The following is a 17,033-nucleotide window of genomic DNA, read 5'->3' as shown; positions in this document are numbered from 1 at the left end:
AGGCGTCGCTGAGCAGGCGGGAATGTGACGACAAGGCCTACGCCTCCCGCGGCTGGGCGTAGCCTCCCCTGGGACCGATGGCGGGGCGGGCGCCCCGGCACGCCCACCTCATCCCCGGGAGAGCGCACGGTGACCTCACAGCAGCCCCTCGCCTACGAGGCCTTCGTCGAGACCGCCGCGGCCGATCCCGCCGTCGTCGGCCTCGTCCTCAAGGGTTCGCGAGCCCACGAGGGCATGACCACCGACCACTCCGACCACGACCTGTACGTCGTGGTCGCCGACGGGGCGACGACGGATCTCACACGCTTCGCCGGGCACCGCACCGCCGAACTCGACCTGGTCATCGTCTCCCTGGAGGAGTTCCGCGCCGCCGGGATGCCGGGGTTCGAGCGTTACGCCCTCGCCCGCGCGCGGATCGTGCTGGACCGGCTCGGGGGAGGGATCGCCCGGATCCTGGCGGCCAAGGCACGACTCGACGCCGACGAGGCGTCCCGGGACGCCGGTCTGTGGCTCGACGCCTACGCCAACTCCCTCTACCGCTCGGTCAAGAACGACCGCGACGGACACGCGCTCGCGGCACGGCTCGACGCCGCCGACAGCGTCGGGTTCCTGCTGGAACTGCTCTTCGCCCTCGACCGGCGCCCCCGCCCCTACAACAAATACCTGGAGTGGGAACTCGCCCGGTACCCGCTGCCGGGCTGGGACGCCCGCACGCTGCTCGACGCCGCGGACGCCGTCTCCGCGACGGGGGAGGTGTCCGTGCAGCGGGAGCTCTTCGCCCGCGTCGAGGCGGTGGCCCGCCGCGCCGGGCACGGCGCCGTGCTGGACGCGTGGGGCGAGGACCTGGCACTGATGCGTCCGCGGGGGCGTGACAGGGGCGCCGCCCGCGCCGGGGCCGGGAGGGGTCGGGCCGGGGCGTGACCGGGCCGGGTTGACATGCGCGTCGGGGCGCGTATGTACTTGACGAGGCAAGTATGTGACTTCCGGGCCGCCGCCGCGTGCCCGCGCCGCGCCCCGGGGTCCGCCGCGGATCGTGTTTTCCCACCAGGAAGAGCAGATGAGCACCGACAACGCCGTGCCGATGGCCAACGTCAAGGAGATGCACGTCGTGCACACCATGTTCCGGCGGGAGTTCGGGCTGACGCCCGCACTCGTGCGGGGCGTCGCCGACGGGGACCTGGCGCGTACCCGCGTCGTGGCCGAGCACATCGACATCATGCTCTCCGCGCTGGTCGGGCACCACGAAGGCGAGGACATCGGGCTGTGGCCCCGGCTCCTGGAGCGGGTCAGCGGTGAACTCGCCCCGCTGGTACACGTGATGGAGGAGCAGCACTCGCAGTTGCACGCCGTCTGCGACGAACTGGCCGCGGCGGTCCGCAGCTGGCGGGTCGGCGGTGACTCCGTGCGGGGGCAGGAGGTCGCCGAGATCGCCGACCGGCTGAACCGCATCGCGTTCGAGCACATGCGGCTGGAGGAGGAGTCGATCCTGCCGCTGGCCGAGAAGCACGTCACGGCCGCGGAGTGGGCCGAACTCGGGGCCCACGGCATGTCCAGGACGGCCCCGGACCGGCTGGACCTCCAGTTCGGGATGACCCTCTACGAGGGCGACCCCGCCGTGATGAAGGGGCTCCTGAAGGGCGCGCCGCTGCGGGTCCGCGTGCTCATGCCGATACGGTGCCGCCGCCGGTACCGCGCCTACGCCAGGAAGCTGCACGGCACGGCCACACCGCCCCGCACCGGACGGCTCGGCTGACCGGAGCGCCCGGACGGCCGCCGCGCGTCAACCGCCGGACGCGGCGGCACGGGGCTCGCGCACCATGAACACGTCGACCGAATCCTCGGTGTCGACGGTGAACCCGTGCCGCTCGTACAGCCGCCGGGCCGCACTGCCGCGCAGCACGTTGAGCCGGACCGGGACGCCGTCCCGGTCGGACCGTTCCAGCAGCTCCCGCAGTACGGCCGTTCCGATGCCGCCGCCCTGCAGACGCGGGTCCAGGTAGAAGTGCTCCAGCCAACGGGCGTCCACGGCGGGCCGCAGAGCGACGCAGCCGGCGAAGGCGCCGTCCACGTCGACGACCCAGGTGTGGTCCGGCGCGAAGGCGTCCCGCAGCCGCTGCCGTACGCGGTGCGGGTCGTACCGCCCGAGCCGTTCCAGGTCGGCCCGCAGCACGACGGCCCGCAACTCCGCCACCGCCTCGACGTCCGTGGCCGCAGCCGGCCGCAGGTCCCAGTCCGTCATGATCGCAAGGCTACTGCGCCGCGCGGAGCGCTCCACCGCCGCGTAGCCGCCGGGACGGGACCCGTGCGGCGCCGGGTCGGGTGCCCTTCGCCGTCCTCGACGAGGCGCCGGGGCGCCCGGCACGGACGGTGCCGCCGTCCCGCTGACGTCCCCTCAGGGGACGATCGCGTCCACGCAGCCGCCGTCGACGCGCAGGGCGCCGCCCGTGGTGGCCGAGGCGAGGTCGGAGCTGAGGTACACCACCATGTTGGCGATCTCCGCCGGCTCGATGAGGCGTTGCAGCAGGGACTGCGGGCGGTGCTCGCGCATGAAGACACGCTGCGCCTCGTCCCAGGGCAGCTCGCTGCCGACCAGCCCCCGGACGAACTCCTCCACCCCCGCGGTGCGGGTCGGGCCCGCCAGGACCGAGTTCACCGTGACGCCCGATCCCGCGGCCTTCTTGGCGAAGCCGCGGCCGAGGGCGAGCATGGCCGTCTTGGTCATGCCGTACTGGATCATCTCGACGGGGATCGCCACGCCGGACTCGCTGGAGATGTACTGGATGCGGCCCCAGTCCTGTTCCAGCATGCGCGGCATGTACATCCGCGTGAGGCGCACCGCGGACAGGACGTTGACCTCGAAGTACCGGCGCCATTCGGCGTCGTCGATGTCGAGTGCGTCCTTGGCGCCGAAGACGCCGAGGTTGTTGACGAGGATGTCGACGTCCGGCACCGTCTCGCGGGCCCGTTCGGCGCCCTCGTCGGTGGCCACGTCGGCTCCGACGGCGACGAACTCGCCGTCCGGCAGCTCGTCCCGTAGCTCCTTGAGGGCCTGGTCCACCCGCTCCGGGTCGCGGCCGTTCACGCCCACGCGGGCTCCCGCACGCGCGAGCCCGGCCGCGACGGCCGCTCCGATGCCCTGCGTCGATGCCGTCACCAAGGCGGTCCGTCCGGTGAGGTCGATGCGCATGTCCGCTCCCTGGGGCGAGCCGGCCGGCGATCACGGCAGCACGAGTGTGCTCCTCCCAGTCTCCGCCCGGCCCCATCCCGCCGCGCGGCGAGCGACCGCAGTTGGTCACCGGGCCCTGACGGCACGCATCCGGCACCGTCAACGCGGCCATGGGGCCGGTCGGTCCGGCGCGCCGGACGGCGGGCCCCGCCATCCCGGCAGCGGTCCGAGGAACACGGCGACGCCGCCCGGGTGAGGAAGCCCGAGCCGGCGTCCGCCAAGGTGGTCCGCTCGGCGCGCCCGAGCGCCGTGTCCGGGGACGACAGCGCGTCGGCGAGCGAGGTGAACACCCCGCAGACGGCTCCCATGGCGGGCCCCCCATGATCTTCATGCCGGGAGGGCGGCGAACTCGCGGTCCGTACACCGCCGTTGGGTGATCACCGCCCCGGGGGATCAGCCGTTCGCGGCCTTCCGCAGGCTCGCGAGGACGGCACGGGCCCCGGTGCCGTCCGGCTGCTGCCAGGGGGCTTCGACGTGGCCCAGCACATCGCCCGCCCCGTCGTCGGCCGCACCGGGCCGCAGGGCGCGCGTCACGCGGAGGACCAGGCGGCCGGCCGGTCCGGCGTCGACGGTGACGTCGGTCGTGGCCTGCGGGCCGTCGGTGACGGATCCGGCGCCGGACACGGCGCCCGACGGCCCGGCGTAGTGGCGGGCGACGCTCGGGTCGGGCGTGTCGCTGACGCTCTGGGCCTGCGCCTTGGCCTCACCGCGCACCAGGGCGATCAACTGGGCCACCACGACCGGGTCGTGGGCGCCGTCGTAGATCCAGCGCCTGCCGAGCACCCCGTGCTCCGTGGTGCCGATGAGGGCGTCCTCGGCGCCGGTCCGCGGCGCGCCGCGGTAGGCCATCGGTACGTGGTAGGCGGCGCCGTCCTGGTCGGTGACGACCATGAACTCCACCCCGACCTCGCCCAGGGGGTCGTCCAGGCGGAAGCCGCCGGCCTTGGCGAGCTCCGGCCGCCGCCCCGAGCCGGCGTACCAGGGCTGCCGGGGGAGCCAGTCGGTGAGCAGTTCCAGCTTGGTCGGTGTCAGTGTCGTGCGGTGGATGAGCGACATGCCGGTGGAGCCTCCCCTGAGTCCGTGCGTGCGGGGGACATCGTCCCATCCGGCGCCGACACGACGCGGTCGCCCGGCCGGGTGACGATCGTCGCCCATCCGGCCATACATCGGTAAGGTGGCGGTATGGCGAAACAGAAGGTCACCATCACGCTCGACGAGGACACGGTCGCCGCCGTCGACAAGCTGGCCGGCGGCCCCGGCGGCAACCGGTCCGCGTTCATCGAGGCGGCCGTCACCGAACGGCTCCAGCGCACCGAACGCGCCCTGCGAGCCGTCGACTGGCTCGCCGCCCGGGCCCGCCAGGACCACCCCGGCGAGTGGGAGGCCGCCCTCGAGGCCGTCGCCTCCGCCGACGCCAGGCGCGGCTTCGAGACCTCTCCTTCCGCCGACCCGGGTCAGGCGGCGTGAGCGGCGGGTACATCCTCGACCACACCGCCGTCCGCGCCCTGGCTCTGGGGCGGCCGTACATGGTCGCCCGGGTCATCCGCTCGGCGCAGACGGCGGTCCCGCTGTACGTCCCGGCGGTCCCCTTCGCGCAGGGACTGACCGAGTCGGTCCTCGGCGAGGTGTACGAACGCCTCCAGGACGCCCTGGCGGCGCCGTGCTTCGTCTTCCGGGCGCTCGGCGAGGCCACCTGCTGGTCCGTCGCGCAGATCGCCCACGAGCGGGCGACGGACATCGCCACCGCCCACGCCGCCCACCTGGCGCTCTCCGCCGGCCTGCCGGTCCTCACCCAGCAACCCGACGCGTACAAGCGCGTGGACGCCCGGATCGACACCGAGCAGATCGACTGATCCCCGCGGCGGGCCTGCGGAGCGCCCTGCCCGTGAGCCGGGCGTGCGTCCGCTGCTTCCGCGGAACCGGGGCGGAAGGCCTGAACGGCGGGGGAAGGCCCGTCGGACGGGCTTCCGGCCTTCCGCGGGAATCTCCACGTCTCGGCCGCCGCCACGTGGGTAAGTGTCGGGTGAAAGGTCCGAAATGAGTGGGGATGGTTTAGATGGCCTCTACGCGACCGAGTATCGAGCAGCACCCCGACCTGCTGGCGCTGCGCGCGGAGTACGAACGGACGACCGCCACCAACCGGGGTCAGGCGATCGAGGCGATGGGCCTGGTGACAGGCACCTACCTGGCGGCGTCCCCCTGGATCGTGGGCTTCAACGGCCTGTCGACGATAGCCGTCGGCAACCTGATCGCCGGCGTCGCGTACGCCATGCTCATGGGCGGCGTGGGCAGGGCTTTCGAGCGCACCCACTCCATGGCGTGGGCCGCGGCCGTCATCGGGCTGTGGACGATCATCTCGCCCTGGTGCATCGCGGGAGACGTCAGCACGACGCGCACGATCGTCAACAACGTGGTCGTCGGCGTCATCGCGCTGCTGCTCGCGCTGGCGGCGGCCTCGATGCGGCCGGGCACCGGCCGGGGGAAGTCCTCGGACATGAGGGGCCCCACGGGAGGCTCACGCATCTGACCGGCTCCCGCCGGAATCCGCTCCGCCGGGCGAGCCTCTCGCGTGCTCGCCCGGCGGTCCGCGTGTCCGGGTGCCCCGGCGCCCCGTCCTATCCCTGTGCGGAACCGAAGGTGACGGGCAGCCGTGAGGGGCCGCGCAGCACGCGCGGCCGCCAGCGCAGCTCCTCCTGCGGCACGGCGAGCGCGAGGCCGGGCAGGCGGCGCAGGGCGGTGCCGATGGCGATCCTGCCCTCCAGCCGGGCGAGCGGCGCGCCCAGGCAGTAGTGGATGCCGTGGCCGAAGGCGAGGTGGGCGTTGTCCGACCGTGTGACGTCGAGGCGGTCCGGGTCGGCGAACCGCGCCGGGTCGCGGTCGGCGATGGCGGACGCGACCAGCACGGTCGCCCCGCGCGGGATCGCCACCCCCGCGATGGTCAGGTCCTCGCGGGCGAAGCGTGCGATGCCCGGGTTGACCGGTCCGTCGTAGCGCAGGAACTCCTCGATCGCGCCGGGCAGCAGCTCCGGGTCCTCGCGCAGCATGTGCAGCTGCTCGGGGTGGGTGAGCAGCGCGGCGATGCCGTTCCCGATGAGGTTGACGGTGGTGATGTACCCGGCGACCAGGAGCAGGAAGGCCATCGAGATCAGCTCGTGCCGGTCGAGCCGCTGCTCGTCGTCGTGGGTGGCGATCAGGGCGCTCAGCAGGTCGTCCCCGGGGTGCGCCCGCTTGGCGTCCAGCAGCGCGGTGAGGTAGCCGTGCATCTGCTGCCAGGCCGCCTCGATCTTGGCGGGGTCCGGCGGCTGGGGCCCCTGGAGGACCATGTCGTCGGTCCACCGCTGGAAGTCGAAGCGGTCGGAGACGGGCACGCCGAGCAGTTCGCTGATGACCGTCACGGGCAGCGGCACCGCGAAGTCCTCGACGAGGTCGGCGCGCCCGGCCGGGACGATCGCGTCGAGGAGTTCGTCCGCGATGGCCTGGACGCGGGGCTCCAGTTCGGCCACGCGCCGGGCGGTGAACGCCTTGGAGACCAGCCGGCGCAGCCGGGTGTGGTCGGGCGGGTCGGCGCGCAGCATCGTGCGGATCATCGACTCGCGCTCGGTGGTCGGCAGCCGCTGCATGAGCCGCGGGTCCGCGGCGTCGCGGACGTCGCTGCTCAGCCGCGGGTCGGTGAGGGCCGCCAGGCCGTCCTCGTACCGGGTGACCAGCCAGGCCTCGAGTTCGCCCTGGACGACCGCGCGGCGGACCGGGCCCTCCTGGCGTAGCTCCCGGTAGAGGGGGAAGGGATCGGCGACGAACGCCGGATCGGTGAAGGGCAGGGTGACCGGCTGCTGGCTCATCAGGCCTCCGGGAGTGCGTGGCACTTCATGACGGCATCAATGTGCACCGTTCAAGGGTAATATGTCCGGTTATGTTGAGTCGGGGACGGCGGTGGACGGCGGGGTGACGGAGCGCACGACGTGCTGTGTGGTGGGCGGCGGCCCGGCGGGCATGGTGCTCGCCCTGCTGCTGGCCAGGGCAGGCGTGGAGGTCACCGTCCTGGAGAGGCACGGCGACTTCCTGCGCGACTTCCGCGGCGACACCGTGCACCCCTCGACCCTCGCCCTGCTGGACGAGTTGGGCCTGGCCGAGCGCTTCGCCGCGCTGCCGCAGCGCCGCCTCACCACGGTCCAGTTGCCGATCGGCCCCGGGCGGTCCCTGGTCACCGTCTCGGACGTCGGCACGCTGAGCGGCCCGTACAACTACGTGGCGATGGTGCCGCAGTGGGACCTGCTCGACCTCCTGGCGGAGGAGGCGGGACGCGAGCCGGCGTTCACGCTGCGCATGGGCACCGAGGCGACCTCCTTCATCGAGGAACGCGGCCGGATCACGGGTGTGCGCTACCGCACCGCGGACGGCCGCGACGGCGAACTGCGGGCCACTCTGACCGTGGCCTGCGACGGCCGGGGCTCACTGGCGCGCTCGCGGCCGGAACTCGGCCTGCGGGAGTTCGGCTGCCCGATGGACGCGTGGTGGTTCCGGGTGCCGCGGCACCCGGGCGACCCGCAGGGGCTGGTGGCCGGGGTGGGCGACCGCTTCCTCACCGCGATGATCGACCGCGGGGAGTACTGGCAGTGCGCCGCGCTGATCCCCAAGGGCAGCGACCCCGACCGCCGGGCCGCTGGCCTCGACCGCTTCCTCGCCGCGTTCTCGGCCGCCGTGCCCTGGCTGGGCGACCGCGTGCGCGCGGTGCGCTCCTGGGACGAGGTCAAGCTCCTCGACGTACGCTGCGACCGGCTGGAGCGCTGGCACCGTCCGGGTCTGCTGTGCATCGGCGACGCCGCCCACGCGATGTCGCCCGTGTTCGGGATCGGCATCAACCTGGCGGTCGAGGACGCCGTCGCGACCGCCCGCCTTCTCGAGGAGCCGCTGCGCCGCGGCAGCGTCGGGCTGCGGGACGTGCGCGCCGTGCAGCTCCGCCGGTGGCCGACCGCGGCCGCCACCCAGGCACTGCAGCGCCTGGCCCACCGCCGCTTCATCGCCCCTGTGCTGGCCGGAACCTCCCCCCTCGGCGACGCCGACCGCGCCGGGCGGCTCGCCGGCCTTCTCAACTCCACGCCCTGGCTGAAGCGCCTGCCCGCGTACTTCATCGCCTACGGCGCCCTGCGCGAGCGCCCGCCCGCGGCCTCCGTGCGGTAGGACCCGGCCCCATCCCGCGGGAGGAGCCGGGTCCGGCGAGGGCGTGCGGGCTCAGATGCCCCTGGCCGCGTTGCGGGCGATCGCGTCCACGACCGCCGGCCACACCTGCTCCGGCAGGTCGTGGCCCATGCCCGGGATCAGCAGCAGCTCGCTGCCGGGGACCGCGGCCGCCGTGGCCCGGCCGCCGCTGTGGTCGACCAGGGGGTCCTCCTCGCCGTGCACGACCACCGTCGGCACCGTCACCGACCGCAGGCCCGGCGTGCGGTCGGGGGAGGCCAGGATCGCGGCGTACTGGCGCACGTAGCCCTCCGGCCGGTACGCGCGGTCGTAGGCCGCGGTCACGCGCTCGCGCAGCTCCTCGGGAGCCGGGGGGTAGGCGGGGGAGCCGATCACCGCGGCCCGGCGCACCGCCTCGTCGATGACGGCCTCGCGCGTCAGGGGGACGCCGTTCGAGCCGGGCATCGCCGCGATGGCCGCCGCCGAGGCGCGGCCGACCGACCGGTCGCCGGTGGTGGACATGACCGAGCACAGCGACAGCACGCGGTCGGGGTGGTCGATCACCAGCTGCTGGGCGATCATGCCGCCCATCGAGGCGCCGACGACGTGCGCGGCGCGGATGTCCAGCGCGTCCAGCAGACCGACGGCGTCGTCGGCCATGTCGGCCAGCAGGTACGGGACGCCGGAGTGGTCGCCGGACAGGACGGCGCCGATGTCCGGGACGGGGTGCTCGTCGAGACCGGTCGACAGCCCCGCGTCCCGGTTGTCGTAGCGCACGACGAAGAAGCCGCGGTCCGCGAGCGCGGCGCAGAACTCCGGCCGCCACAGGGTCATCTGCGCACCGAGGCCCATGACGAGCAGCAGCGCCGGATCGCCGGGGCTGCCGAAGGTGTCGTACTCGAGCTCGATTCCGTTGGATTTCGCGCGCGGCATGCGGGGCTCCTTGGGGCTCGCGGGGGATCGGCTCATACCGTCCAGTCGGTACGATAGCCTCGCCCTCCCCGCTCGGCACCCTCCGGCGCTGACATGCCTCCCGCGGGGCCGTTACATTACGCTTATGTAATGTAACGGCCGTACAGGGAGGACGCGGATGAGCGGCGAGGACCGCGCCGGGATCGCCGGGCACGGCAAGGAGACCGGCCGAGGCGCCGGCTCGCGGGCCGGGGGCCGGCCGCGGGACCCGGCCATCGAGGAGGCCATCATCCGGGCGACCCGCAAGCGCCTGGTCGCCGACGGCTACTCGCAGATGACCATCGGGGACATCGTCGCCGACGCCGGGGTCACCCGCCCCACGCTGTACCGGCGGTGGGCCAACAAGTACGACCTGGTCGTCGACGCCCTCGCGTACGGCTTCCGTGCCCAGCGCGAGGCGTACCCGGACGTCGACATGGACACGCTGCCCGCGGTCGAGGCGTTCCGGGAGGCGGTGCGCCGCCTCGACCCGCGCTACCACAACAGGGGCGCGATGGCCCTGCACGGCAACTTCATGGCGGAGGTCGAACGCGCCCCCGGCCTGCTGGAGCAACTGCGCGAGCACGGCGTGCGCCCCCGGTGCGGTGAGCTGACGCAAATCCTGCTGCGGCTCCGCGACCGGGGCGAGGTCCGGGAGGACGTCGACGTCGACACCGTCGTGACGCTCTGCTTCGGCAGCTACTTCGCCGACTACCTGCGCACCGGCGGTTCCGGTGCGGACGTGGCGGACCGCGTCGTCGGTATCCTCTGGCCCGCCATCGCCGCGCATCCGGGGGACGCCGGCTGACGGGGCCGCGGGGCGTGGGTGGGCCACAGCGGTTCGTGTTACGGGCAGTATTTGTATCCTCCGGCGTCCTGAGCGACGTCGCCGTCGCCGTGTGTCAGGCGGCGGGCGGGCACTGCACGGCCACCAGCGCCACGTCGTCGTTGAGCCGTCCTTCCGTGTGGCGCAGCAGGTCCGCCAGGACCTCCTCGAGCAGCGAATCCGGGTCGCACGCGGACGCGTCCCGGGGGATCGCGCGGTCGGCCACCGAATAGAAGGCGCCCGAGCGGTCCCGGGCCTCGGCGAGTCCGTCGGTGTAGAGCAGCAGCAGGTCGTTCGGGGCGAGCGCGAAGCTGTCCTCCTGGAACTCGGCCGGGTCGAGACCGGCCAGTCCGAGGGGCGGCGCCGGCGCCGGGCAGGTGAGCGAGGTGATGCGGCCGTCCCGCAGCAGGAGCGGTAGGGGGTGCCCGCAGCTGACCGTCCGCGCCAGCCCCCCGCAGTGCGGGAACTCCACCAGGAGCGCGGTGACGAACCGCTCCGGTGCGTGGGCGTCGGTCGCGGACGCCTCGGCCACGTGCCGGCGCACGCTGCCCTCGAGCGCCGCGGCCAGGCCGGGCAGGGTGCGGTGCTGGTGCGCCGCCTCGCGGAAGGCGCCGAGCAGCGCCGCCGTGTCGTCCAGGGCCTGCAGGCCCTTGCCCTTGACGTCGCCGATGAGCAGCCGGACGCCGTACGGCGTCCGCGCCGCGGCGTACAGGTCGCCGCCGACCTCGGCCATTCTTTCCGCCGCCCGGTACGCCGCGGCGACCCTCAGGTCCTCGATCCGGCGGGGGAGGGGTCGCAGGACGACCTGCTGCGCCGCCGCGGAGACCGCCCGCAACTGGCTCGCCTCGCGGCGGTTGCGGTCGCGGGTGCTGCAGAAGGCGACGAGGAAGGCGGAGACCACCATCAGGGCGGCGATGTGCGTCGGGAGGACGGGCGAGCGGAGCAGGCCGTCGTGGACGTCGCAGATCACCGCGGCCGCCACCGACAGTGCGGCCACCGCGCAGGTGGCGCGCGCCGTCGAGATCGCCGCCATCAGGGCGGGCGCGGCGATGAGCAGGGATGCCAGGTGGACGTCGGAGGGCGCGACGAAACCGATCGCCGTGATGATCAGCACGAGCATGGCGGGGGCCCCCGTCTCGGACCGCCGCAACGCCCGCCAGGACCCGGACCGCTGCCTGCTGCGGGGCGCCGGGCCGCCCCTGGCGGGGTGGCCCTGAGGTGTTCCCGCGCCGATCGGGGCGGGTGCGGGCCGTTCCGCACGCCGTGTGAACGTGTGCACCGGGCTGACCTCCTGCCTGGCCCTCCACCCGCGCCTTGAGGGGGTGAAGGTGAACATTTCATTACATCTAGGGACTGTAACGGAAATCGGAACGTAGGGCTCCCTGCGGTCGAGTGGATTGCATTACATGTGTTGACTGTAATGAAACTCGCTGCCACGCTGGCTCCGACGGGGTGCGACCGCCACCCCGGGCAGGAGGACGGACGATGGATCACGAGCGAGAGCTCATGGAGCGCAGCATCCCGTTCCTGGACGCGGTCAGGAACCGGACCCCGGGCAAGGAGCTGGAGGACTGGCTGAACACCACCCACGGCCCGCACAGCGAGCTGTACGGGCACCTCTCGCGCCTGATCAAGCGCGGCGTCGAGGAGGGCTGGGCCGCGAACATCGAGGTCGACGGCCCGAACTACCGGCGCAGCCTCATCGCACCGCCGTCGGCGGAGACGCGGTACTTCAGCATCACCGCCGTGTACATGAACAGCCAGGCCCGCTTCCGGGGCCAGTACCACGCCCACCCCTACGGCGAGATCAACCTCGTGGCCCCCGTCGACCCGGACGCGCAGCTGGCCGGCCCCAGCGGCTGGCAGGGCCCGGGCTGGACCGCCCCCGCCCCCGGCAGCCACCACTACCCGGAGGTCCGCGGCGGCGCCCTCATCGCGCTGTTCTACCTGCCCGCCGGGCGCATCTCGTACGACGTCACCGCGCCGCCTGTGGACTAGGACGTCACTCACGCCGGCGCCGAGGCGGAGCGTACGCGTCCTCCCGCGGTCTGGCCCGGGGCCAGTTCTTCACCAGGGACAGCCGCCTGGTCGCCTCCGTCGTTCAGGAGGGGCTGTACCGGCGGCGGCCGGCCCGCTGAACCTCCCTGCCCCGAGCGAGGTATGACGTGCTGTCGCATCCGGCCGACGATCCGACCGCCGACGCCTGGAGCGCCCTCGGCGGTGCCCCGGAGTGGGTGGAGAACGTGACGTACCGGGAGGTGGCCGGGGTGCTGCCGGCACGGCTGCCGGTACGCCGGATGGCCAGGGCCGCGGTCGGGGTCTGCTCGCTGGCCGCCGCCGAGCTGCTCGCGCTGCGCTCCGGGGGGCCGCCGCGCCCGGTGCTGGTGGACGAGGGCGCCGTGGCCACCGCGTTCACCAGCGAGCGGCACCTGCGGATCGACGGCCGGGCCGGCAGCTCCTTCGCGCCCCTGTCCGGCTTCTGGCGCACCGCCGACGGGTGGGTGCGCACCCACGCCAACTACCCGCACCACCGTGCCCGGTTGACGGCCGCCCTCGGCATTCCCGGCGGCGGGGATGCCGGCGCCACCGGTGACGCGGACGCCCTCTCCCGGCGGCTGGCGCGCGAACTGGCCGGGCGCACGGCCGCGGAGGTCGAGGAGACCGTCTACGCGGCGGGCGGACTGGCCGTCGCCGTACGGGACTCCGGCCCGGGCGCGCGGCCCCTCGTGGAGACCGAGCGGACGGACGAGACCCCGGTGCGCCCCCTGCTGCCGGCGGAGCTGCCCGCGGAGGGCGTGCGTGTGCTCGACCTGACGCGGGTGATCGCGGGACCCGTCGCCACGCGCACGCTGGCCCTGCTCGGCGCGGACGTACTGCGGGTGGACAGCCCCCGTCTGCCGGAGGACGAGTGGGCCCACGCCGACACCGGATTCGGCAAACGGTCGGCGCGGCTCGACCTGTCCGGGCCCGGCCGTAGGGTTCTCGAGGAACTCCTCGCCTCCGCCGACGTGGTCGTGACCGGCTACCGTCCCGGCGCTCTGGACCGCTTCGGCCTGGCGCCGGAGGCCCTGCGCGAGCGCCGGCCGGGACTGGTGGTCGCCCAGCTCCGCGCCTGGGAGCGGTCGGGACCCTGGGCGGGGAGGCGCGGATTCGACAGCCTGGTCCAGGCGCGCTGCGGCATCGCCTCGATCGAGGCCGGAGCGGACGGCCGTCCGGGCGTCCTGCCCGCCCAGGCCCTCGACCACGGCACCGGCTACCTGCTGGCCGCGGCGGTCCTGCGCGCCCTGACCGACGCCCGCCGCCACGGGGGCGGCCGGCTGCTGCGGCTGTCGCTGGCGGGCACGGCGTCCTGGCTGATCCACGGCGTCGGCCCGGGCGACGCGGGCACCGGAACCCGCTCCGGGGAGGAGTACGACCCCGCGCGCCGGCTCACCGTCGCCGACTCCGCGTACGGACGCCTCGTCCACGCCCGGCCGCCACTGGGCTACCGCGGCGCCCCGCAGGACTGGAGCCGCCCTCCGGGGCGCTGGGGCACGGACCCCGCGGTGTGGTGCGGGCCGGTCCGGGACCGCCGTTAGGATGCCCCGGCCGAGGACGATCAAGGGGAGGGGCGGCATGGAGACCGGCGGAGGAAGACCGTGCCCGCAGTGCGGGCAGCGGCTGACGGACGACGACCGGTTCGTGGTCTGGTGCACGTCGTGCGACTGGAACGTCCGGGGCGGCATCACGACCGGCGTCAGACCTGCCCGCCCCGCTCCAGGGGGATCCTCTCGCCCGCCTCGACGGCGAACGGCAGCCGGTTGCCGGCGGGCGGGAGGGGGCAGGTGGCGAGGTCGGTGTACGCGCAGGGCAGGTTGCCCGCGCGGTTGAAGTCCAGGCGCACCCCGCCCCCGGCGTCCGGCGGGTCGATCTGCAGGGAGCGGTTCGCCGCGTAGGTGGTCACCCCGGACGTCGCGTCCGTGAACAGTGCCATCAGGGCGCCCGGCCGTGAGCCGTTGAAGACCGTGAGGCGGTACGTCGCGCCGTCCATGTCGAACTCCACCTGCCCGGGGGAGTCGTAGACGTGCTCCAGGCCCTCGACCGCCGCGCCCACGGTCACCGGACGCGGGGCGTCGTAGGGCACGAACCGGCCCTCGCGGACCCAGCGGGGATCGGGGGCTTAGGCGGGCGTCCCGGTGAAACCCGTGCGCAGCGGGTTGTCCGGGTGGCGCGGCCGCAGGATGTCGTGGCCGCCGCGCTTGGCGACCTCGACGACGGCGGCGCCGAAACCGGCGTTCCCGCCGCCCACGGATGTGGCGGCCCGCCCGGTCGGCGTGCGAGGGCGGCCGGGCGGGCTCCGCCTCCCAGGCTGCCCCGGGGGTGATCGCCGCGCAGGCCTGAGGGCGTGGCTATTGCTCCGGACGGGGGGTGGCGCCGTGGCCTTCGTTCGCGCCGGTGGCGTCGGGCCGACGACCGAGGGGAGGTCAGCGGCCCTGCCCCGTACGACGGCCGGCGTTCAGCGGAGGGGGCCGCCCACCGCGATCAGGCCGTGGCGAGCTGCCGGACCGACTCCACGACGACCCGCCTGCGCTCCGATGTGGGGACCAGGGATCGGATGTCGTCCCCGTGGCGCCGCCGCATGGTGGCGATCACGAGGACGAGGGCGAGCAGCCCTCCCGCGCCCATGCGGTCGGTGACGGTCCCGCGCCGCTGGGCGTCCTCGATCGCGGCGACTTGTCGGCCACGGACGCGGCCACGAAAGGCCGGACCTCGCGGCCGTCGCCGCGTTCGACGAAGTACCAGGTCACAAAGCGTGTCACCTGGGGGTGGTCGAGCCCGGTGTCGTGGAGGCGGCCGGCTGCCGCGTGGCCCCCGCTGTACGCCGCGACCAGCCCGGCCGTCCGCAGCGGGCGGTTCATCGGCCCCGCCGGACGCGACCTGACCACCGGTACCCCCGTCCAGGTTCCGCTGCCGCGCGGCGCGGACGACACGGCCGAGGGCGAATGGCTGGACGGCGAGCGAGCGGCTGACGGGCGTGCGGCTCCCCGTCCGAGCGCGGGTTCCCCCCTCGACCTCCGTGAACGGTCGAGGGCACCGACGACCGGCTCGCGGAGCGCGCGGTGAGGTCAGGGCGACAACGCACGCTCCAGCGCCTCCCGGTCGGCCGGTGCGCCGTGGGCGGGGAGCACGATCTCGACGGGGAGGGCGAGCAGCGGCCGCAGGCGCCGGACGACCTGCTCGCGCGTGATGCCGCCCCGCAGCCGGTCGTTGATCTGCAGGCCCCGGCCGAAGTCGACCAGGGTGTCGCCCGCGATCACGGCCCGCACCCGGCCGTCCCAGAGCACCAGGTCGTTGTGCTCCCGCCCGGCGCACGCATCGATCCCCACCGGGAGCCGGTCGCCCGCCGCGTACAGCCGGCCCGCGCCGCCGGCGCCGGTGCGCAGCCACGTGAGGTCGAGGCTGCCGGCGCCCGCCTGTTCGCGGGTGACGCCGAACTTCCGCACGAGGTCGTCGGCGGTGTCCGGCGGGGGCGTGAACACCGGCGCGCCGAGGCGCTCGACCAGACTCCTGGTGTCCCGCTCGTGCCAGGGCGCGGTGAGCACCACCACCGGCCGCCGGTCCGCGGCGAGCGCGAGGAGTCCGGGCGGCACGGACAGCGGGTCGAAGAGGAGCAGCCGGGTGCCGTCGTCGACCGCGGACGACGACACCTCCCGCGGCCACCGGTCGTCGGGCGACCAGTCCGGGTGCGGCGCCTGCCAGTGCCAGACGCCGGTGGCGGGTTCGCGCATGCCGGGACCCTACCGGTGTGTGGCCCCGGCCGCCCCGGTCCGGCGCCGCGGTTCAGCCAACCGCGACCGGGCCCAGGTTCCGGGTGAAGAAGCCGGCGAGCTTCTCGACGGCGGGGTCGACGTACCGCTCCTGGTCGTAGAGGTCGACGTGACCGGCGCCCTCGATCCAGTGCAACTCCTTGGGGCCGGTGGCGTGCTGGAAGGCGTCGACGCTCATCCAGGCGGTGACCGCGCGGGAGCCGACGACCATCAGCAGCGGACGCGGGCCGATCAACGGGACGGCGGCGAAGGCGTCGAAGGCCGCGATCCTGTCGACGCTGGACCAGGTGAAGAAGTCGGCCGCCCGGGGGTGCCGGGCCCGCGGGGTGCGGTAGTAGTCAAAGCCGTCGACGCCGTGTTCACCGCCCATTGCCCGGGCCTGGTCCGCGGTGTCGGGGAACAGGGTCAGGACGGGCGGCGTCTCGCCGCGGGCCTCAGCGGTGCGGGCGGCGGCAGCGGCCTCCAGCATGCCCTGGAACACGGCGGCGTCCTGCGTCCCGTCCGCCCCCAGGCGGAACTGGCGGGAGACGTCGACCGCGCTGACGGTGCCGACGGCCTTGATCCGCCGGTCGCCGGCCGCGGCGGGAAGGACGTAGCCGCCGGAGGCGCAGATGCCCAGGGCGCCGATGCGCTCGGGGTCCACGTCGCCGCGGGTGGTCAGGTAGGAGACGGCGGCCTTGAGGTCCTCGACGCGCTGCGCCGGGTCCTCCAGGCCGCGCGGCTCGCCGCCGCTCTCGCCCTGGTGAGCCGCGTCGAAGGCGAGCGTGACGAAGCCCCGCTCCGCCAGGCGCCGCGCGTAGTGACCCGCGGTCTGCTCCTTCACGCCGGTGCCGGGGTGGCCGACGACGATCGCGGGCAGCGGACCCGGAACGCCGGCGGTGTCGGGGACGTAGAGGTGTCCGGCGAGCGGGATGCCGGCGCTGTCGAACGTGACGGTCGTCTTGGCCACAGGATGCTCCGTGTTCGTTGTTCGGCGTGCGTTGTCCGTCGGGCCGCGCCCGTTCGGCGGGCCCGCTGCCGCCCGGATCCGCGCCGGGCACTTCCCGAC

The 17,033-nt window shown here is 74.4% G+C and carries 18 protein-coding genes and 1 pseudogene; 9 read left to right on the top strand and 10 right to left on the bottom strand.

The features are described 5' to 3' along the window. Nucleotides 1–129 precede the first annotated feature (129 nt). Nucleotides 130–921, top strand: a complete 792-nt coding sequence (locus B085_RS0106780) for a hypothetical protein (RefSeq protein ID WP_018557812.1) — start codon at nucleotides 130–132, stop codon at nucleotides 919–921. A gap of 136 nt (nucleotides 922–1,057) precedes the next feature. Further along, entirely contained in the window at nucleotides 1,058–1,753 is a 696-nt protein-coding gene (locus B085_RS0106775; protein ID WP_018557811.1) for a hemerythrin domain-containing protein, read from the top strand. A gap of 27 nt (nucleotides 1,754–1,780) precedes the next feature. Here B085_RS0106775 and B085_RS0106770 read toward each other — a convergent pair whose 3' ends face one another. The 3 genes from B085_RS0106770 to B085_RS0106760 form a co-directional block, all read right to left on the bottom strand. After that, nucleotides 1,781–2,239, bottom strand: a complete 459-nt coding sequence (locus B085_RS0106770) for a GNAT family N-acetyltransferase (RefSeq protein ID WP_018557810.1) — start codon at nucleotides 2,237–2,239, stop codon at nucleotides 1,781–1,783. 153 nt (nucleotides 2,240–2,392) lie between these two features. Beyond that, nucleotides 2,393–3,187, bottom strand: coding sequence for an SDR family NAD(P)-dependent oxidoreductase (locus tag B085_RS0106765; RefSeq protein WP_018557809.1), 795 nt, complete (start codon nucleotides 3,185–3,187; stop codon nucleotides 2,393–2,395). 432 nt (nucleotides 3,188–3,619) lie between these two features. Then, a complete protein-coding gene (locus B085_RS0106760; RefSeq protein WP_018557808.1) occupies nucleotides 3,620–4,282 on the bottom strand; it encodes a maltokinase N-terminal cap-like domain-containing protein in 663 nt (220 codons plus the stop codon). 126 nt (nucleotides 4,283–4,408) lie between these two features. Here B085_RS0106760 and B085_RS0106755 point away from each other — a divergent pair, with 126 nt between their 5' ends. The 3 genes from B085_RS0106755 to B085_RS0106745 all read left to right on the top strand — a co-directional run bounded on the left by B085_RS0106755 (nucleotide 4,409) and on the right by B085_RS0106745 (nucleotide 5,753). Then, the gene (locus B085_RS0106755) at nucleotides 4,409–4,693 is read left to right on the top strand and encodes a ribbon-helix-helix domain-containing protein (protein WP_018557807.1); all 285 of its coding nucleotides are present in this window, start codon (nucleotides 4,409–4,411) and stop codon (nucleotides 4,691–4,693) included. Beyond that, nucleotides 4,690–5,079: a hypothetical protein gene (locus B085_RS0106750; protein ID WP_018557806.1), complete on the top strand. Its 390-nt coding sequence runs from the start codon at nucleotides 4,690–4,692 to the stop codon at nucleotides 5,077–5,079. Before B085_RS0106755 ends, B085_RS0106750 begins: the two co-directional genes overlap by 4 nt. 203 nt (nucleotides 5,080–5,282) lie before the next feature. Next, nucleotides 5,283–5,753: an SPW repeat protein gene (locus B085_RS0106745; protein ID WP_018557805.1), complete on the top strand. Its 471-nt coding sequence runs from the start codon at nucleotides 5,283–5,285 to the stop codon at nucleotides 5,751–5,753. Nucleotides 5,754–5,841: 88 nt separating this feature from the next. On the opposite strand, the gene B085_RS0106740 is transcribed toward B085_RS0106745, so the two are convergent. Beyond that, entirely contained in the window at nucleotides 5,842–7,065 is a 1,224-nt protein-coding gene (locus tag B085_RS0106740; RefSeq protein WP_018557804.1) for a cytochrome P450 family protein, read from the bottom strand. A gap of 61 nt (nucleotides 7,066–7,126) precedes the next feature. On the opposite strand from B085_RS0106740, the gene B085_RS0106735 reads away from it, so the two are divergent. Further along, nucleotides 7,127–8,404 carry an FAD-dependent oxidoreductase gene (locus B085_RS0106735; RefSeq protein WP_051101962.1) on the top strand — a complete coding sequence of 426 codons (1,278 nt, stop codon included), beginning with the start codon at nucleotides 7,127–7,129 and terminating at the stop codon, nucleotides 8,402–8,404. A gap of 51 nt (nucleotides 8,405–8,455) precedes the next feature. On the opposite strand, the gene B085_RS0106730 is transcribed toward B085_RS0106735, so the two are convergent. Next, the gene (locus B085_RS0106730; RefSeq protein ID WP_018557802.1) at nucleotides 8,456–9,334 is read right to left on the bottom strand and encodes an alpha/beta fold hydrolase; all 879 of its coding nucleotides are present in this window, start codon (nucleotides 9,332–9,334) and stop codon (nucleotides 8,456–8,458) included. Between the two features lie 157 nt (nucleotides 9,335–9,491). Here B085_RS0106730 and B085_RS0106725 point away from each other — a divergent pair, with 157 nt between their 5' ends. Then, nucleotides 9,492–10,160: a TetR/AcrR family transcriptional regulator gene (locus tag B085_RS0106725; RefSeq protein ID WP_018557801.1), complete on the top strand. Its 669-nt coding sequence runs from the start codon at nucleotides 9,492–9,494 to the stop codon at nucleotides 10,158–10,160. Nucleotides 10,161–10,254: 94 nt separating this feature from the next. On the opposite strand, the gene B085_RS41545 is transcribed toward B085_RS0106725, so the two are convergent. Then, on the bottom strand, nucleotides 10,255–11,298 hold the full coding sequence (locus B085_RS41545) for a PP2C family protein-serine/threonine phosphatase (RefSeq protein ID WP_018557800.1): 1,044 nt from the start codon (nucleotides 11,296–11,298) through the stop codon (nucleotides 10,255–10,257). A gap of 365 nt (nucleotides 11,299–11,663) precedes the next feature. Here B085_RS41545 and B085_RS0106715 point away from each other — a divergent pair, with 365 nt between their 5' ends. Both B085_RS0106715 and B085_RS0106710 read left to right on the top strand, forming a co-directional pair. Further along, the gene (locus tag B085_RS0106715; RefSeq protein WP_018557799.1) at nucleotides 11,664–12,176 is read left to right on the top strand and encodes a DUF4863 family protein; all 513 of its coding nucleotides are present in this window, start codon (nucleotides 11,664–11,666) and stop codon (nucleotides 12,174–12,176) included. 167 nt (nucleotides 12,177–12,343) lie between these two features. Beyond that, the gene (locus tag B085_RS0106710) at nucleotides 12,344–13,756 is read left to right on the top strand and encodes a CoA transferase (RefSeq protein WP_018557798.1); all 1,413 of its coding nucleotides are present in this window, start codon (nucleotides 12,344–12,346) and stop codon (nucleotides 13,754–13,756) included. A gap of 158 nt (nucleotides 13,757–13,914) precedes the next feature. On the opposite strand, the pseudogene B085_RS41540 reads toward B085_RS0106710, so the two are convergent. The 4 genes and pseudogenes from B085_RS41540 to B085_RS0106685 all read right to left on the bottom strand — a co-directional run. Beyond that, nucleotides 13,915–14,463 (bottom strand): annotated as a pseudogene (locus tag B085_RS41540) (DUF1684 domain-containing protein); the annotation flags it as partial. A gap of 236 nt (nucleotides 14,464–14,699) precedes the next feature. Next, complete coding sequence (locus B085_RS50535) at nucleotides 14,700–14,960, bottom strand: hypothetical protein (protein WP_237497620.1); 261 nt, start codon at nucleotides 14,958–14,960, stop codon at nucleotides 14,700–14,702. Nucleotides 14,961–15,283: 323 nt separating this feature from the next. After that, nucleotides 15,284–15,946 carry an MBL fold metallo-hydrolase gene (locus B085_RS0106690; RefSeq protein ID WP_018557793.1) on the bottom strand — a complete coding sequence of 221 codons (663 nt, stop codon included), beginning with the start codon at nucleotides 15,944–15,946 and terminating at the stop codon, nucleotides 15,284–15,286. A gap of 52 nt (nucleotides 15,947–15,998) precedes the next feature. After that, nucleotides 15,999–16,934, bottom strand: a complete 936-nt coding sequence (locus B085_RS0106685) for an alpha/beta hydrolase (RefSeq protein ID WP_018557792.1) — start codon at nucleotides 16,932–16,934, stop codon at nucleotides 15,999–16,001. Between the last annotated feature and the right edge of the window lie 99 nt (nucleotides 16,935–17,033).

It is taken from the genome of Streptomyces sp. BoleA5 (genome assembly GCF_000373665.1).
In the GTDB taxonomy this organism is placed as follows: domain Bacteria; phylum Actinomycetota; class Actinomycetes; order Streptomycetales; family Streptomycetaceae; genus Actinacidiphila.
Note: the sequence above shows the minus strand (reverse complement) of the source record. Positions and strands in the feature narration are given on the sequence as shown.

What these genes read in the sequence shown, in the direction of transcription:
- B085_RS0106775 (WP_018557811.1), top strand. Translation starts at nt 1,058, where the DNA reads ATGAGCACCGACAACGCCGTGCCGATGGCCAACGTCAAGGAGATGCAC.
- B085_RS0106770 (WP_018557810.1), bottom strand. Translation starts at nt 2,239, where the DNA reads ATGACGGACTGGGACCTGCGGCCGGCTGCGGCCACGGACGTCGAGGCG.
- B085_RS0106765 (WP_018557809.1), bottom strand. Translation starts at nt 3,187, where the DNA reads ATGCGCATCGACCTCACCGGACGGACCGCCTTGGTGACGGCATCGACG.
- B085_RS0106760 (WP_018557808.1), bottom strand. Translation starts at nt 4,282, where the DNA reads ATGTCGCTCATCCACCGCACGACACTGACACCGACCAAGCTGGAACTG.
- B085_RS0106755 (WP_018557807.1), top strand. Translation starts at nt 4,409, where the DNA reads ATGGCGAAACAGAAGGTCACCATCACGCTCGACGAGGACACGGTCGCC.
- B085_RS0106745 (WP_018557805.1), top strand. Translation starts at nt 5,283, where the DNA reads ATGGCCTCTACGCGACCGAGTATCGAGCAGCACCCCGACCTGCTGGCG.
- B085_RS0106740 (WP_018557804.1), bottom strand. Translation starts at nt 7,065, where the DNA reads ATGAGCCAGCAGCCGGTCACCCTGCCCTTCACCGATCCGGCGTTCGTC.
- B085_RS0106735 (WP_051101962.1), top strand. Translation starts at nt 7,127, where the DNA reads ATGTCCGGTTATGTTGAGTCGGGGACGGCGGTGGACGGCGGGGTGACG.
- B085_RS0106730 (WP_018557802.1), bottom strand. Translation starts at nt 9,334, where the DNA reads ATGCCGCGCGCGAAATCCAACGGAATCGAGCTCGAGTACGACACCTTC.
- B085_RS0106725 (WP_018557801.1), top strand. Translation starts at nt 9,492, where the DNA reads ATGAGCGGCGAGGACCGCGCCGGGATCGCCGGGCACGGCAAGGAGACC.
- B085_RS41545 (WP_018557800.1), bottom strand. Translation starts at nt 11,298, where the DNA reads ATGCTCGTGCTGATCATCACGGCGATCGGTTTCGTCGCGCCCTCCGAC.
- B085_RS0106715 (WP_018557799.1), top strand. Translation starts at nt 11,664, where the DNA reads ATGGATCACGAGCGAGAGCTCATGGAGCGCAGCATCCCGTTCCTGGAC.
- B085_RS0106690 (WP_018557793.1), bottom strand. Translation starts at nt 15,946, where the DNA reads ATGCGCGAACCCGCCACCGGCGTCTGGCACTGGCAGGCGCCGCACCCG.